Genomic DNA, 13,053 nt, shown 5'->3' with positions numbered 1-13,053 from the left:
GTGCCGCCGATGGCTCTTATAAAAAAACTCCCGAACCGATTGCCCGGTTCGGGAGTTTTTTTACGTGTTGTCGGGTTCAGAACAGTTGGGTGAACAACCAGTACAGACTACCGGACAGCAGAATCGCCGCCGGCAAGGTCAGCACCCAGGCCATTAGCAGGTTGCGGATGGTCTTCATCTGCAAGCCGCCGCCGTTGGCCACCATGGTCCCGGCCACGCCGCTGGACAGCACGTGAGTGGTCGATACCGGCAGGCCGAACATGTCCGCCGCGCCAATGGTCAGCATCGCCACGGTTTCTGCCGAGGCGCCCTGGGCGTAGGTCATGTGGGTCTTGCCGATCTTTTCACCGACCGTGACCACAATGCGCTTCCAGCCGACCATGGTGCCCAGGCCCAGCGCAATCGCGACGGCGATTTTCACCCACAGCGGAATGAAGCGCGTGGCGTTGTCGATCTGCTGTTTGAACAATTGCAGTTTGCCCGTGGTGTCGGCATCGAAGTCGCCGACCTTGTTCTTGTCCATCAGGCGAATGGTTTCGCTGGTCAGGTACATGTCGTTACGCACGTTGCCCATGGCTTGCGCCGGGACTTTGGCGAGCGAGCCATAACCTTTCACTTCGTTGCCGATGTTGCCCGCCAGGGCGGCGAGGGCAGGGATCAGTTGCGGTGTCGCTTCCTTGCTGCGCACGTATTCGGACAGCACGGGGCGCGGGTCGGCCGGGGCCGGTAGCGGAGCACTTCTGACCAACGCTTGCTGGGTCACTTCGGCCACGGCGGCGAATTGCAACGCCTGGTCGGCTGGCATGGTGCGGTTCAGCGCATAGGCCATCGGCAGGGTGCCGACCAGAATCAGCATGATCAGGCCCATGCCTTTTTGGCCATCGTTGGAGCCGTGGGCGAAGGACACGCCGGTGCAGGTCAGGATCAACATCCCGCGAATCCACCACGGTGGTGGAGTGTTGCCTTTGGGGGCTTTGTACAGCGCGCGATGTTTGACGAAGATGCGCAACGCCAGCAGCAACAGCGCGGCAAATGCGAAGCCGATCAGTGGTGACAGCAGCAACGCGTAACCGACCTTGGTGGCTTGCGCCCAGTCGACACCGCTGGTGCCGTCGCGTCCGTGCATCAGCGCATTGGCGACGCCGACGCCGATGATCGAGCCGATCAAGGTGTGGGATGACGAGGCCGGCAAGCCCAACCACCACGTGCCGAGGTTCCACAGGATTGCCGCGATCAGCAGGGCGAAGATCATCGAGAAACCGGCGGTTGAACCGACTTGCAGAATCAGCTCCACCGGCAGCAAGGCGATGATGCCGAAGGCTACGGCGCCGCTGGACAGCAACACCCCGAGAAAGTTGAAGATCCCCGACCAGACCACCGCGAAATGCGGCGGTAGCGAATGGGTGTAAATCACCGTTGCCACGGCGTTGGCGGTGTCGTGGAAGCCGTTGACGAACTCAAAACCCAAGGCAATCAACAGCGCCACACCCAGCAGCAGAAACGGCGTCCAGGTGGTCACCGTGGTGCCGAGGTCATGCATGTCGTGCATCAGGCTGTAGGCGGTGAACAGCAGCCCCATGGCCAGCACCGCGAAAAACACCACGGCGGTAAATACGCCGGGTTTTTTATCGAGTTGCGGGCCGGCACTGCTGGCGGGGGCGTTGGAGGCGGCGGTCAAGGAAGGCGTAGCCATGGCCGGACAATCCTGTGTCAGGGAGGAGTGCCGGTCATGATCGTTGCCGAATGTTACAGCGAGACTGCTTTGGGTCAGTGTTTGGTTAATTGCCGAACTGTTGCTTCGCTTGAGAACCTGTGGCGAGGGAGCTTGTCGGAACGCCGCACCGCCCCGTTCGGCTGCGAAGCAGTCGTAAATTGGGTAAATGGGGTGTGTCTGGGGAAAACAGGTGGCAGGTTTCAGGGTTGCTTCGCAACCCAGCGGGGGCAAGCCCCCTCGCCACAATGGGGCTGTGAATCCTGGAAACCTGGATCAATAATCCGCCCGCTTGCGAAACGCCCAACGCCCGGCCAGTACCGTGAACGTCGCGACCAGTGCCACCAGAATCCAGAATCCTTCCGGGTCGCCGGCAAGGGGAATCCCGCCGACGTTCATGCCGAAGAAACCGGCAATGATGTTGATTGGCAGCGCCAACACCGTGACCACGGTCAGGGTGAACAGCGTTCGGTTGCTTTGCTCGTTGAGGTTGGCGGCGATCTCTTCCTGCAACAGCTTGATCCGTTCGCCGAGCGCCGTGAGGTCGTTGATGATCAGCGCGAACTCCTCGGTGGATTTGCGCAGCTCCTTGACGTCGTCCTTTTGCAACCATTGCGGCGGACGGTTGAGCAGGCGCAGCAGCGAACCCGGCTCCAGTGCCAGCAGCCGTTGCAAACGCACCAGCACTCGACGATTGGCGCCCAGTTCGGCACGGTTGGTGGACAGTCGCGATGACAGCAACTCGTCTTCGATCTGGTCGACACTCTGGCTGGTCTTGCGCACGATCTGCGTCAGCACTTCGCCCTGGTCGCGGAGCAAATGCACGAGCAGTTCCAGTGGCGAACGAAAGCATTCGCCGGCCTTGACCGAGGAGCGCAGCTTGTCCACCGAGTGCAGGGGTTGCAGGCGTGCGCTGATGATCAACCGACTGCGGGCGCAGACCCAAAGGGTCGAGACGTCTGACGAGACCATGCTGCTGAGGTTGAACACCACGTCGTTGACCACTGCCAGCAGCGCCGAATCGACGTGCTCGATGCGCGTCGAGCGCGAGCCTTCATGCAAGGCTTCGAAAAATTCTTCCGGCAACTCCAGGTGCGCTTTCATCCAGCGCTCGCACGCGGCGTGGGCGAGGTTCAGGTGCAGCCAGAGGAACTCGTCCTCGGCGCCCGGTTGTTGCAGCAGCTGCAGCGCCTTGGCCGAATCGATCTCGCGACCGCGTTCGCCGGGACGAAAGCTGAAACCGTAGAGCAGGCCGAACAGGTCAGAATCGCGGTGGCGTTGATCGATGCTGTGGTTCATGGAGTCTCGCTGAAGGGAGGCGCCTGTCGTACGTTTCACAGGCTCACATGAGCGGCATCATGGCAACGCGGTTTGACAGTTTTGTGACGGTTTGGTGGCTCGCGTAATAGAGCCTTTACCAGTGGTCGGATTGGCTTCAAGAAAACGCGGCACACGCCGATGACGCCTAAGTTGGCTCAGGCACTTTGGTGTCCGGCCCGCATGTTGTCGACAGGGAGGTCCGGACATCTCGCATGCCCTACCGATGCGAGTCTTATCCCTGTTATGAGTATCACTCGATGTTTTTGCAAAAATCCCTGCGAGCGCAAATCCTGGCACTGCTGAGCGGCAGTCTGATCGCGATGTTGCTGATTGCCCTGGCCTGTTTTCACTTACTCTCCAGCGGGGTGCAGAACTACCGCAACCTCATCGAAGGCCCGTTACGTACCTCGCAACTGATTGACGAAGCCAACCTGCAATTCAAGGCTCAGGTCCAGGAATGGAAAAACGTCCTGTTGCGCGGCAAGCAACCGGCTGAGCTGGACAAATACTGGAAGCAATTCGAGGACCGTCAGGGCGACGTACAGAACATCCTCGGTGAATTGACCCGCCAACCGGGCATCGACGCCTCACTTAAAACCCGCCTTGAAAGCCTGCGTGATGCGCACCGGGTGCTTGGCGGCGCGTATCAAAAAGGTCGAGAGGCTTATCTGGCAGCCGGTGGTGATCCTTCGGCAGGTGATAACGCGGTCAAAGGTGTGGACCGCGCCACGAGCGAGCAGATGAGCGAACTGGTCGACGAGTTGCGTAAACAGGGCCGCGAACAATCGACGCTGATCAGCGCCAGCGCCGATCGCACGGTGTTGCTGGGTATCCTGGTGATGCTGGCTTCGGGCCTGTTGATTGGCTTGCTCAGCCTGTGGCTGGTCAACCGCAATCTGGTGGAACCGATCCGCAAGCTGATCGAATACGTCGCGCACTTGAGCCAGGGCCGGTTTGCCGAGCGGGTGGCGAGTGATCGTCAGGATGAGCTGGGCAAGCTGGCGGTGGCTGCCAACACGCTGCGCGATTTCCTTGCCGAGACCTTCAGTCGCTTGCAGCGCAGCGCCTCGGATCTGGACAGCGCCAGCGGTGAGCTGAACTCGATTGCGACCTTGATGGCCCATGGCACCAACGAACAGTTCAATCGCACGGATCAAGTCGCCACGGCGATGAACGAAATGTCCGCCACTGCCCAGGAAGTCGCTCGTCATGCGGCCGACGCGGCACGGGCCGCCGATGATGCCGATCAGTCGGCACAACAGGGCGAGAAGGTCATGCAAGGCACGATTCACACCATCACTCAGATGCGCGGCGAAATCGCCAACACCGCGACGGTCATCCGCCAACTGGAAACCGATAGCGGGCGTATCGGCAAGGTGCTGGAAGTGATTCGCGGCATCGCCGAGCAAACCAACTTGCTGGCATTGAACGCCGCTATCGAAGCCGCTCGGGCCGGAGAAGCCGGACGCGGGTTTGCTGTGGTGGCCGATGAAGTACGCAGCCTGGCCCAGCGCACGGCGGCGTCGATCATCGAAATCAACCAGATCATCCAGAGCGTGCAGACCGGTGCGGTAGATGCGGCGCAGGCCATTGAAAGTGGCCAGTCGCGCAGCGAAGAAAGCGTCGAGCAGGTCACTCAGGCCGGGGCCATGCTTGAGCGCATTACTGCATCGGTGGAGGCGATTCGCGACATGAACCGCCAGATCGCCACCGCTGCTGAAGAACAGACCTCGGTGGCCGAAGACATTTCGCGCAACCTGACCGAGATCACCAGCATCGCCAGTACCAACCTGGACAACGTGCAGCGCACTGAAGCGGCGAGCAACAACCTGCACGGGTTGTCGGGGCAATTGAACGCGGTGACGGCGCGTCTCGGCGCCTAGCCAACTGAAATGTGTATCGGCACGCTAACCGTGTCGGTACACGATTGATCTCAAGTGTGGGTGTTGCACGTCGATGATTCGGTTATCCCTAACCTCATCGAAGGAAACGCCCATGGTCAGCCTCACATCGGTCTCGATCAATCAGACTCTGTCCACTTCCACCAGCAAGACTGCCATCAGCGGCAGCACCGATACCGACACCACGCAAAGCACAACCACGACGGGCAGTTCGACCACCGACAGTGGCAAAGTCGCGGCCGGTGGTGCACCTGCGTCGGGTGGCAGCAGTTCGAGCAGCAGTAGCAGTGAATCGGATACGGTGAAAGAGCTGCGCAAGCAGATCGCCGAATTGCAAAAGCAATTGCAGGAGCAACTGCAACAACTGCAGGCCGCTCAGGCCAGTCAGGAAAGTGCGGATGCCAAAGCGGTGAAAGTCGCCGCCGCCCAATCGCAGATCGCAACCACCTCGGGTTCATTGGAAACCGCTACGGCGGCGTTGACGCAAGCGCTGCAAGAGTCAGGCAGCAGCACGTCGGGATCGTTGGTCAGTACAACGGCGTAATGTTTCGGCCTGCCTGGCTGCGCCTTTGATATCCCATGTCCCATGAAGCTCGTGCCACCGGTCGGATTCAGGGGCAGAAAAGGCCTTGATTTACCGCCTACCTGTTAGTTCTGACAGTAGACGGGGTGGTGCCCTGAGGATTGTATGGAACGGTCAGCGCAGCCTGCGCTACTTTTCTGTCAGGAGCGATCCCATGTCTTTGAGCAAGTTGGAAATGTTGGAAAAGTTGGAAAAACGGGGAAAGTCGGAACAATCGGAAAAAAAATGGGAGAAGTTGGATGTTCCAAGCATGAAGCCGGCGGTCGGTTACGATGGACAAATCGATGAACAGTTGATTGGCGTGCATCTGGACGCTTTGGTCTTGGGCGGGCAAGGCTATGAAGCAGAGGATCATCTTCAGGTACGCTGGAATGGCACAACCGTGTTTCGGCAAGATATCAAAAGCGCGGAAGTTGAAGCTGGCGTGGAGGTTGAAATAGAAAAAAGATACGTTGTAGCGGGTGATGCCACGCTTAAATACTTCATCATCAGTCATGTGGATGGAGAAATCACCGACTCACATGAATTGCATCTTAAGGTTAATCCGGCTATTCCGGATGCGTAGTGCTTGCGTCGCTATCCACTAGACCCGGCCACCTCTCTCATGCTCAAAGCGCAAAAAAGCCGCGAAACCCGAAGGTCACGCGGCTTTTTCCTGGGGCGATTTACTTGTCTTGCGTGTTGCTCAGTACTTTGCCGGTTTTTGCGTCCAGCTTCACATCCCACTCAACGTTCTTCGCGTCGCGGATTTCAACCTTGTACTCATAAACACTGGTTTTGGCATTGTGCTCCAGCTCGGTGTCGGTGATGTTTGCGGCCGTGCTGCCAGGATGCTCAGCGAGCGCCGCCTGATTGAGTTTCTGCATGTCCATCACAGTGCCGTCCTTGAGCAGACCCGGGATCAGGTCCGGGCGCACATCGGCCATGGCGAAACCGGCTGTCAGGGTCAGGGCAGCGGCGGTGAACAGGGCAGTCAACGTCTTCATGGGGCATTCCTTGGGTGAACTGTTTAAGTGGCGTCAGGTTAACCAGCGCAACTTAATTCATCCTTAACATCGCCTGAGCCTGGTCGTTCCCGCGCAAATCATCACGAGACTGCGTGCTGCCGAACCTGTAGCAGCTGGCGCAGCCTGCGGGAATTGCGTGGCCCCTCTGGTTTTGCCGTACCACCCGTGACGCTCCCTCTCGGGAGCGATCAATAGCGGGTGGCCACTCAGAAGCCGTTGTTCTCAAGCAACTGCGCAACGCTGCCTGCTGCCGGGCGCTTGTAGTACTTGAGCAGTTCGCTGGCGCGGTTGGTGAAGATGCCATCGACACCGGCGTCCATGACCTTCTTGTAATCCACCGCATCGTCGATGGTGTAGACGTGCACCAACATGCCTTTGTCGTGGGTGTACTGGTTCATCCATGGTTGCACCAGGTCCGAATAGCTTTGATCGCCGCCGTTGGTCAGCGCTGCCGAAGGGCCCGTGCCAATGGCGCCCTGAGACTTGGCGTAGTCGACCCATTGCTCGAATTCGGCTTTGTCCTTGGGTTCCTGTTTGGCGTAGTAGGTGGCTTTATCCTTGTCGCCGGATTCGGCGAAGGTCACTTTCGACTTGGGCTCGATGCTGCCTTCGCCCACCCACAGCAGGAGAATTTTCGGTACTTGCGGCATTTCTTTTTGCAGCAGTTCAAGGCTGCTCTTCTCGAAGGTTTGCAGGATCACTTTGCCTTTACCCTGGCCGACGCTCAGTTCACTTTTAGCCAGTTTTGAACCCGCCGGGCTCAACCAGCCACGGTCTTGAAGCTTGTCCTTGAGGTCGCGCTCGATGCCGGGAAACTGCTTTGGTTCTTTGGTTTCGATGTAAAGCCCTGGCTTGTGCAGCGGGTTGCCTTCGGCGATATCGATGATTTCGTCGAGGGTCAGGATTTTCAGACCGGCGTAACTGGCACGTGCGCGATCCGGGTGAGCGGTATTGAACCAGCTGCCGGCATCCAGGGTTTTAAGTTCGGCGATGGTGAACGCGTTGGCCGGGCTGTCCTTGCGTTCAGGAAACTTGGTGGCAACGTCGGTGGTGCGTTGCAGGTTGTTGTCATGCAAGGCGAACAGCACGCCGTCCTTGCTGCGTTGCAGGTCCATTTCCAGGTAATCGGCGCCCAGGTCGCGCGCCAGTTTGTAGGAGGCGGCAGTGGATTCCGGTGCATCGAACGAGGCGCCACGGTGGGCGATCACTGCCGGGTGCGGGATCCCGCTGGCGGTGGACAGAGCGGTCGGGCTCTGCTGGCTGGTCGCCTGTGCCTGGCCAAGGCCGAGCATCAGACTCAGCAACAGGGCGCTTTTGGTGTAGGTAACAGGCATTGTCGAGGTCCTTTCGTAAGAAGCGATTTCAAAGACCTATCTTTTAACAATTGAGCGCCGGATGCGCTATCGCCAAACCGACATTAACGTGTGTGAGGGGCGATTTTTCTGCGCTTTTGTGCAGCCCTTTGCAGTACGATCCACTTCGGCAAATTCCCCTCCAGAGGGAAATCCCGAAACATCCGTTATCCCGCCCTCTGCGTGTAAACCATCGTTCAGCCGTCCTTCGGGACGCATCCGTGAGGTTTACCATGCGCATCACGTCCGAACTTATCTGCCAGGCCGCCGACCAGCTCAACGGCTTCGTCGGTTTCAATCGCAAGACCGCCCGATACATCGTCCGCTTCAGCGAAGACGCCTTTGGCATGGACGTCGCAGACGACGCGATCATCCCCGCCAGCGAGTTCGTCTGGGCGCCTGAGGACGGTCAAGCCATGACCCTCAAGCGCGAGCTGATCCGCTTGCTGCTGGAGCAGAACATCGACGAGCGGATCAACATCACTGAACCACTGCGGGTCTATATGCGGCGTGAGGATTTACCGGAGATCAGCGCGCTGCGTCGTCTGGTTCAGGCCGGCTGACGCTCGAAGGCATAAGCGCGTTCTACCTTGCAGACCCGCGTGTGAAACGCTTCATACCAGGTCGAGCGTCCGCGTTCGCGGGTTGCACTGTGCTCAGCGTGTTGTTTCCAGGCGAGAATCGCGTCTTCGCTGGACCAGTAGGAAACGGTGATGCCGAGCCCGTCCTCACCCCGGGCCGACTCCACCCCGAGAAACCCTGGTTGGTCGCGGGCGAGTTCGACCATGCGCTGTGCTGCTTGCTCGTAACCCTGGTCGGTGGCGGTGCGCAGTGAAGTGAAAATTACCGCGTAGTAAGGCGGCGAAGGTGTGTTGGCGATCATCTGGCGTTCCTTGCGCAGGCCTGGATAAAGGCATCGACCAAGGGTGGACGGGTGCCGGTTAGCGCTGCGCGTTCTGGTTGAAACAAGGTCGCGACGAAGAACGGATGATCGCTGAGCTCCATGGCCCGTAGATCACCCGCCGAATCGTGGCCGGTGGCTCTCAGGTTGTGTGTCAGCAATTGCTCTTCGAACGCTGGATTGACGCCGTAACGGCAGTGATAGCCTTCATGAATCGCTGTGGACTCGTAGGCGTTGGCAATCAGCGAGCCTTTAACCAACCGGATGCTGTCGACGATCTCCACCAGCGAGCAGGTGAGCGGCGTGAGCACGGCGCGCGCGGCGTCTGGCGAAGTTTCACCATGCTCGGCATCGGTCCATCCCAGAACGTTGCGTGCGTATTCAAGCACCGCGTGTTGAAAACCACCGCAAGTGCCGAGGAACGGCCGCTGTTGTTCTCGTGCAAAGCGGATCGCCAATAGCGCACCGTCCATGTTGCGGTAAGGGCTGGCAGGCACGCACCAGAAGCCGTCGAAGTCAGCCAGCGGGGTGTTTGCGTCAATGTGGTCAGTGGCCAGCCACTCAAACTGCACATCGACGTCAGCGTGTTGTGCGGCCATGTTCAGCGCCAGGGGAATTGCCTGATGGGCAGTGACCTGTGGGTCGTAGTCACCGATCAGTGCAATACGCAGTTGAGGGCTCTCTTGCATGGTGTCTCCCAAGACTTGTTGATTGCTGGAGCCGACTATAGAGTGGCGTTCACGCAATCAATAGAGGCGTTTAGCCAAGTGTTCAATGCAGTAACGCACTATCAGCTGGATTACCCGGACCTCGCCTTGATTCTTGCGTTGGTGCGCGGCGGCTCTCTGGCACGGGCGGCGGCGCTATTGAAGGTCGACGTTTCGACGGTGTTTCGTGCGGTCAGGCGCCTGGAAGCGGCGTTGGGCCAAGCGCTGTTCGAGAAAAGTCGTGCAGGTTATTTGCCGACCGCCCTGGCCCGAACACTCTCCGAGCAGGCCGAACGCGCCGAGCAGGCGCTGGAAGCGGCGCGTATTGGCGTGGAGCAGGGCGGTGACGTGATCAGCGGCACCGTGCGCCTGACCTGCACCGATTCGGTGTTGCACGCGTTACTGTTGCCGGCACTGACGCAATTCATGCCGGCGTACCCGGCGCTGACCCTGGAACTGAGCACCTCCAACGATTTCGCCAACCTCAGCCGCCGCGATGCCGATATCGCCTTGCGCCTGACCCGCTCACCTCCGGAGCATCTGGTTGGGCGGCGATTGGGCGCTGTGTCGTATCGGGTGTGCGCGAGTGCGGCGTATCTGAAATCGGTCGAGCCGAGTGATCTGACACGGTTGAGCTGGATCGCTCCGGATGACTTTCTGCCCGACCATCCAACCGTGATCTGGCGTCGTCAGCAATTTCCCGGTGTGTTGCCGAGCTATCGCTGTAACAGCATGCACTCGGTCACCGAGTTGGTACGCGCCGGGCTTGGGGTCGCCGCGTTGCCGGACTTTCTGATCGACCCCGCGCAGGGGCTGCGCCCTTTGAGCGAACCCCTGCTCGGTTACGACACCAGTCTGTGGTTGCTGACTCGCCCGGACTGTCGAGCATTGCGCTCGGTGGTGACGCTGTTCGACGAGTTATCACGCTGGGTGCAATTGCCCGATCAGGAGCGTTGCTGATCTTTCAAAATGTGTTGATGCATCTCTGATGTCAGGTTCTCGATGCGTTCGGTCAGCTCTTTGGTCATCTCGGTCAGTCGGGTGTTTTGCTCAAGCAACGTCAGTAACTGTGCGGAGGTCTTCGCGGCTTGCGCTTGCCGTTCGCTGTTGGCAATCGCCAACGTCTCGCGGTGTAGCGCGTCGGCTTCGGACTGGGCTTTGTCGCGAGCGGCCTGACGGGTTTGCGCCAGCAGAATCAACGGCGCGGCATAGGCCGCTTGCAGACTGAACGCGAGGTTGAGGAGGATGAACGGGTAGACGTCGAAGGTCGTTAACCCCGTGATGTTCAGGGCAATCCAGACCACGACGATGAGGGTTTGCGCGCCGAGGAAGGTCGGGGTGCCGAAGAAGCGTGCAAAGGCTTCGGCCTTCAATGCGAAAGTGTCATTGCCGAACGTCGATGCCAGATGAGCGTGCGGCCGGTGGAAGCGCAAGTGATCGATGGGGGCGGCGGGATCTTTTTCTTCGGGCTTGGCTGAATTCATGATGCTCTCTGCAATGCCATGGGACTGAGGCTCACTATAACCCCCACAGCTTCCAGCGCCCGAGTCGCTTTGAAACACTTTGTAGTGTTTTATTCAGCGCTTCGGTCCAGCGGATAAACACGTGAATAGTGTCATTTGTTCCATGTGTCCTTTTGCGTGCCCTTCATGCCTGCCGTTGATAGCAGGCCAGAAACATGTCCAGCGTCGACTCTACAACCGTTGTCTGCATCTCGGGTGACAGTGGTGGACAGTTCAGAGAGATCTGCGGCCAGAAGGCAAATGCCTTGAGCATTCCCTGCACCTGCTGGGCAGCAAAGGCCGGGTCTACAGGCTTGAGCCGACCGTCAGCCTGAGCCGCGCGAATCCAGGTGGTCAGCCCTTCTTCACGTTCGCCAATGCGCTCCACCATGTCCTGGACCCGTTCTGGCGAATGGATGGTGGCGGCGATGGCAACTCGTGCCAGATCAAGGAAATTGGTGTCCCCCAGCAACTGCAATTTGCAGTGCAGCAGTTGGCCCAACTGCTCGCGAAGCGGCAGGTCTGTGCGATAACAGTTGTCCTGCTGAGCGGTGACGTTGGTCCACAATCGTTGCAGGATTTCAGTCCACAGCTCTTCTTTGCTGGGGAAGTGGTTGTACACCGTGCGCTTCGACACGCCCGCGGTGGCGGCGATCTTGTCCATGCTGGTGATGTCGAAACCGTTGGCACGGAATTCGGCAATCGCCGCCTGAACAATGGCTTCGCGTTTACGGTCGGTGAGGCGCTGCGGAGCTGTCATAAATACGCGTCGGTAGAAAAAAGGGAGAATTACACTCGGCAGTTTACTTGCTCACGGCTTTGTTGCAATCTTGAAACTACACTGTGCAGTGTAGTTGAACGGTTGAAAAATAGAGTTTGCGGCTGACGCGTGCGTGCATTGGCCATTTATCGTCCGAAAAAGAAACGCCGCACCTCGTCGGTTTTTCTGGAGTCACTTAAACATGGCCACTTTCTCTTACCAGGCGGATAGCGCCACTGAACTGAAAACGTCCCGGCAAGAGCAGGGGCAATACCAAAACCATGCGGCCGTACCGGGGCAAGGCTTTCGCAAGACCCTGCGAATTTTCTGGAACATGATTTTCCACAAGCCGAGTAACACGCGACCGACCGGTGTTATTCCGGTTCAAGCACTGACACTCGAACAGCTTCTCGACGCACCGAACCACAGCGTATTCCGCCTGGGGCATTCCACCGTGCTGCTGAAACTGCGCGACAAGTTTTGGCTGACCGACCCGGTCTTCGCTGAGCGCGCATCACCGGTGCAGTGGGCCGGCCCCAAGCGCTTCCATCAACCACCGATCAGCCTCGAGGCGTTGCCACCGATTGAAGCGGTGATTCTGTCCCATGACCATTACGACCACCTCGATCGTCAGTCGATTCTCAAGCTGGCGGACAAAACCAGGCACTTTCTTGCGCCGCTGGGCGTGGGTGAGACGCTGATCAAATGGGGCGTCGATGCGAGCAAAGTGCGTCAACTGGATTGGTGGGAAGGCACTCAGATCGAGGGCATTCATTTCATTGCCACGCCTTCGCAGCATTTTTCCGGTCGCGGGCTGTTCGATGGCAACAGCACGCTCTGGGCCTCGTGGGTGATGATCGATGGCGGCAAACGGATTTTCTTCAGTGGCGATACCGGTTACTTCGACGGTTTCAAAGCGATTGGCGAACAGTTCGGCCCCTTTGATCTGACCCTGATGGAAACCGGCGCGTACAACGTCGACTGGCCGCACATTCACATGCAACCAGAAGAAACCCTGCAAGCCCACATCGACCTCAAGGGTCGTTGGCTGCTACCGATTCACAACGGCACCTTCGACCTGTCGATGCACGCTTGGCATGAACCCTTCGACCGCATCTTGGCCTTGGCCTGGGAGCGCAGTGTTTCCATCACCACACCACAAATGGGCGAAGCGTTCAGCCTTGGCCAGCCGCAGCGTGGGGAGGCCTGGTGGCTGGAAGTTGAAGAGACGACCGTTCAGTTGATCGTTAATAGCTAGGGACGTACGCCTATTCCACGGATTGTTCTGCGCAGATGCTGGTACAGCAGA

14 protein-coding genes are annotated in these 13,053 nt (G+C 58.8%); 6 read left to right on the top strand and 8 right to left on the bottom strand.

Annotated elements, in window-relative coordinates; genetic code table 11:
* Window positions 1–76: 76 nt before the first annotated feature.
* Together AC1RJ3_RS10135 and AC1RJ3_RS10130 are read right to left on the bottom strand one after the other, a co-directional pair.
* Window positions 77–1,693 (bottom strand): inorganic phosphate transporter, encoded by a 1,617-nt coding sequence (locus AC1RJ3_RS10135; RefSeq protein ID WP_489110913.1) that lies wholly within the window; start codon window positions 1,691–1,693, stop codon window positions 77–79.
* Window positions 1,694–1,987: 294 nt separating this feature from the next.
* Window positions 1,988–3,010 carry a transporter gene (locus AC1RJ3_RS10130; protein WP_019693178.1) on the bottom strand — a complete coding sequence of 341 codons (1,023 nt, stop codon included), beginning with the start codon at window positions 3,008–3,010 and terminating at the stop codon, window positions 1,988–1,990.
* A 278-nt stretch (window positions 3,011–3,288) separates the two neighbouring features.
* Here AC1RJ3_RS10130 and AC1RJ3_RS10125 point away from each other — a divergent pair, with 278 nt between their 5' ends.
* The 3 genes from AC1RJ3_RS10125 to AC1RJ3_RS10115 all read left to right on the top strand — a co-directional run bounded on the left by AC1RJ3_RS10125 (window position 3,289) and on the right by AC1RJ3_RS10115 (window position 6,080).
* Entirely contained in the window at window positions 3,289–4,914 is a 1,626-nt protein-coding gene (locus AC1RJ3_RS10125) for a methyl-accepting chemotaxis protein (protein ID WP_493078722.1), read from the top strand.
* Between the two features lie 112 nt (window positions 4,915–5,026).
* Window positions 5,027–5,476, top strand: a complete 450-nt coding sequence (locus tag AC1RJ3_RS10120; RefSeq protein ID WP_347927788.1) for a hypothetical protein — start codon at window positions 5,027–5,029, stop codon at window positions 5,474–5,476.
* 193 nt (window positions 5,477–5,669) lie between these two features.
* Window positions 5,670–6,080 (top strand): hypothetical protein, encoded by a 411-nt coding sequence (locus AC1RJ3_RS10115; protein WP_347927787.1) that lies wholly within the window; start codon window positions 5,670–5,672, stop codon window positions 6,078–6,080.
* 100 nt (window positions 6,081–6,180) lie between these two features.
* Here AC1RJ3_RS10115 and AC1RJ3_RS10110 read toward each other — a convergent pair whose 3' ends face one another.
* Window positions 6,181–6,501 (bottom strand): PepSY domain-containing protein, encoded by a 321-nt coding sequence (locus AC1RJ3_RS10110; protein WP_103314954.1) that lies wholly within the window; start codon window positions 6,499–6,501, stop codon window positions 6,181–6,183.
* 227 nt (window positions 6,502–6,728) lie between these two features.
* Window positions 6,729–7,856 (bottom strand): glycerophosphodiester phosphodiesterase, encoded by a 1,128-nt coding sequence (locus AC1RJ3_RS10105; RefSeq protein WP_347927786.1) that lies wholly within the window; start codon window positions 7,854–7,856, stop codon window positions 6,729–6,731.
* 251 nt (window positions 7,857–8,107) lie between these two features.
* On the opposite strand from AC1RJ3_RS10105, the gene AC1RJ3_RS10100 reads away from it, so the two are divergent.
* Window positions 8,108–8,437: a DUF2025 family protein gene (locus tag AC1RJ3_RS10100; RefSeq protein ID WP_493078719.1), complete on the top strand. Its 330-nt coding sequence runs from the start codon at window positions 8,108–8,110 to the stop codon at window positions 8,435–8,437.
* Here AC1RJ3_RS10100 and AC1RJ3_RS10095 read toward each other — a convergent pair.
* Both AC1RJ3_RS10095 and AC1RJ3_RS10090 read right to left on the bottom strand, forming a co-directional pair.
* Window positions 8,425–8,757 carry an antibiotic biosynthesis monooxygenase family protein gene (locus AC1RJ3_RS10095; protein ID WP_493078717.1) on the bottom strand — a complete coding sequence of 111 codons (333 nt, stop codon included), beginning with the start codon at window positions 8,755–8,757 and terminating at the stop codon, window positions 8,425–8,427. The two genes, AC1RJ3_RS10100 and AC1RJ3_RS10095, sit on opposite strands and share 13 nt — an antisense overlap.
* On the bottom strand, window positions 8,754–9,464 hold the full coding sequence (locus tag AC1RJ3_RS10090; protein ID WP_493078716.1) for a CTP synthase C-terminal region-related (seleno)protein: 711 nt from the start codon (window positions 9,462–9,464) through the stop codon (window positions 8,754–8,756). The genes AC1RJ3_RS10095 and AC1RJ3_RS10090 overlap by 4 nt, the downstream gene beginning before the upstream one ends.
* A 15-nt stretch (window positions 9,465–9,479) precedes the next feature.
* Between AC1RJ3_RS10090 and AC1RJ3_RS10085 the strand changes: the two genes are divergently transcribed.
* Window positions 9,480–10,442 carry a LysR family transcriptional regulator gene (locus tag AC1RJ3_RS10085; RefSeq protein ID WP_493078714.1) on the top strand — a complete coding sequence of 321 codons (963 nt, stop codon included), beginning with the start codon at window positions 9,480–9,482 and terminating at the stop codon, window positions 10,440–10,442.
* Here AC1RJ3_RS10085 and AC1RJ3_RS10080 read toward each other — a convergent pair.
* Both AC1RJ3_RS10080 and AC1RJ3_RS10075 read right to left on the bottom strand, forming a co-directional pair.
* Window positions 10,427–10,966, bottom strand: coding sequence for a DUF1003 domain-containing protein (locus AC1RJ3_RS10080; RefSeq protein WP_493078712.1), 540 nt, complete (start codon window positions 10,964–10,966; stop codon window positions 10,427–10,429). The genes AC1RJ3_RS10085 and AC1RJ3_RS10080 overlap by 16 nt on opposite strands.
* A 163-nt stretch (window positions 10,967–11,129) precedes the next feature.
* Entirely contained in the window at window positions 11,130–11,744 is a 615-nt protein-coding gene (locus tag AC1RJ3_RS10075; protein ID WP_054593635.1) for a TetR/AcrR family transcriptional regulator, read from the bottom strand.
* Between the two features lie 202 nt (window positions 11,745–11,946).
* Here AC1RJ3_RS10075 and AC1RJ3_RS10070 point away from each other — a divergent pair, with 202 nt between their 5' ends.
* Window positions 11,947–13,002, top strand: a complete 1,056-nt coding sequence (locus tag AC1RJ3_RS10070) for an MBL fold metallo-hydrolase (protein WP_054593634.1) — start codon at window positions 11,947–11,949, stop codon at window positions 13,000–13,002.
* Window positions 13,003–13,053 lie beyond the last annotated feature (51 nt).

The organism is Pseudomonas sp. GW822-FHT04C11, assembly GCF_058800905.1.
This window is presented reverse-complemented; position numbering and strand designations above follow the sequence as displayed.

Bases quoted from the DNA above. Each gene is read 5' to 3' on its own strand.
- AC1RJ3_RS10090 (WP_493078716.1), bottom strand. From the start codon at position 9,464: ATGCAAGAGAGCCCTCAACTGCGTATTGCACTGATCGGTGACTACGAC.
- AC1RJ3_RS10075 (WP_054593635.1), bottom strand. From the start codon at position 11,744: ATGACAGCTCCGCAGCGCCTCACCGACCGTAAACGCGAAGCCATTGTT.
- AC1RJ3_RS10095 (WP_493078717.1), bottom strand. From the start codon at position 8,757: ATGATCGCCAACACACCTTCGCCGCCTTACTACGCGGTAATTTTCACT.
- AC1RJ3_RS10130 (WP_019693178.1), bottom strand. From the start codon at position 3,010: ATGAACCACAGCATCGATCAACGCCACCGCGATTCTGACCTGTTCGGC.
- AC1RJ3_RS10120 (WP_347927788.1), top strand. From the start codon at position 5,027: ATGGTCAGCCTCACATCGGTCTCGATCAATCAGACTCTGTCCACTTCC.
- AC1RJ3_RS10135 (WP_489110913.1), bottom strand. From the start codon at position 1,693: ATGGCTACGCCTTCCTTGACCGCCGCCTCCAACGCCCCCGCCAGCAGT.
- AC1RJ3_RS10110 (WP_103314954.1), bottom strand. From the start codon at position 6,501: ATGAAGACGTTGACTGCCCTGTTCACCGCCGCTGCCCTGACCCTGACA.
- AC1RJ3_RS10105 (WP_347927786.1), bottom strand. From the start codon at position 7,856: ATGCCTGTTACCTACACCAAAAGCGCCCTGTTGCTGAGTCTGATGCTC.
- AC1RJ3_RS10070 (WP_054593634.1), top strand. From the start codon at position 11,947: ATGGCCACTTTCTCTTACCAGGCGGATAGCGCCACTGAACTGAAAACG.
- AC1RJ3_RS10100 (WP_493078719.1), top strand. From the start codon at position 8,108: ATGCGCATCACGTCCGAACTTATCTGCCAGGCCGCCGACCAGCTCAAC.
- AC1RJ3_RS10115 (WP_347927787.1), top strand. From the start codon at position 5,670: ATGTCTTTGAGCAAGTTGGAAATGTTGGAAAAGTTGGAAAAACGGGGA.
- AC1RJ3_RS10080 (WP_493078712.1), bottom strand. From the start codon at position 10,966: ATGAATTCAGCCAAGCCCGAAGAAAAAGATCCCGCCGCCCCCATCGAT.
- AC1RJ3_RS10125 (WP_493078722.1), top strand. From the start codon at position 3,289: ATGTTTTTGCAAAAATCCCTGCGAGCGCAAATCCTGGCACTGCTGAGC.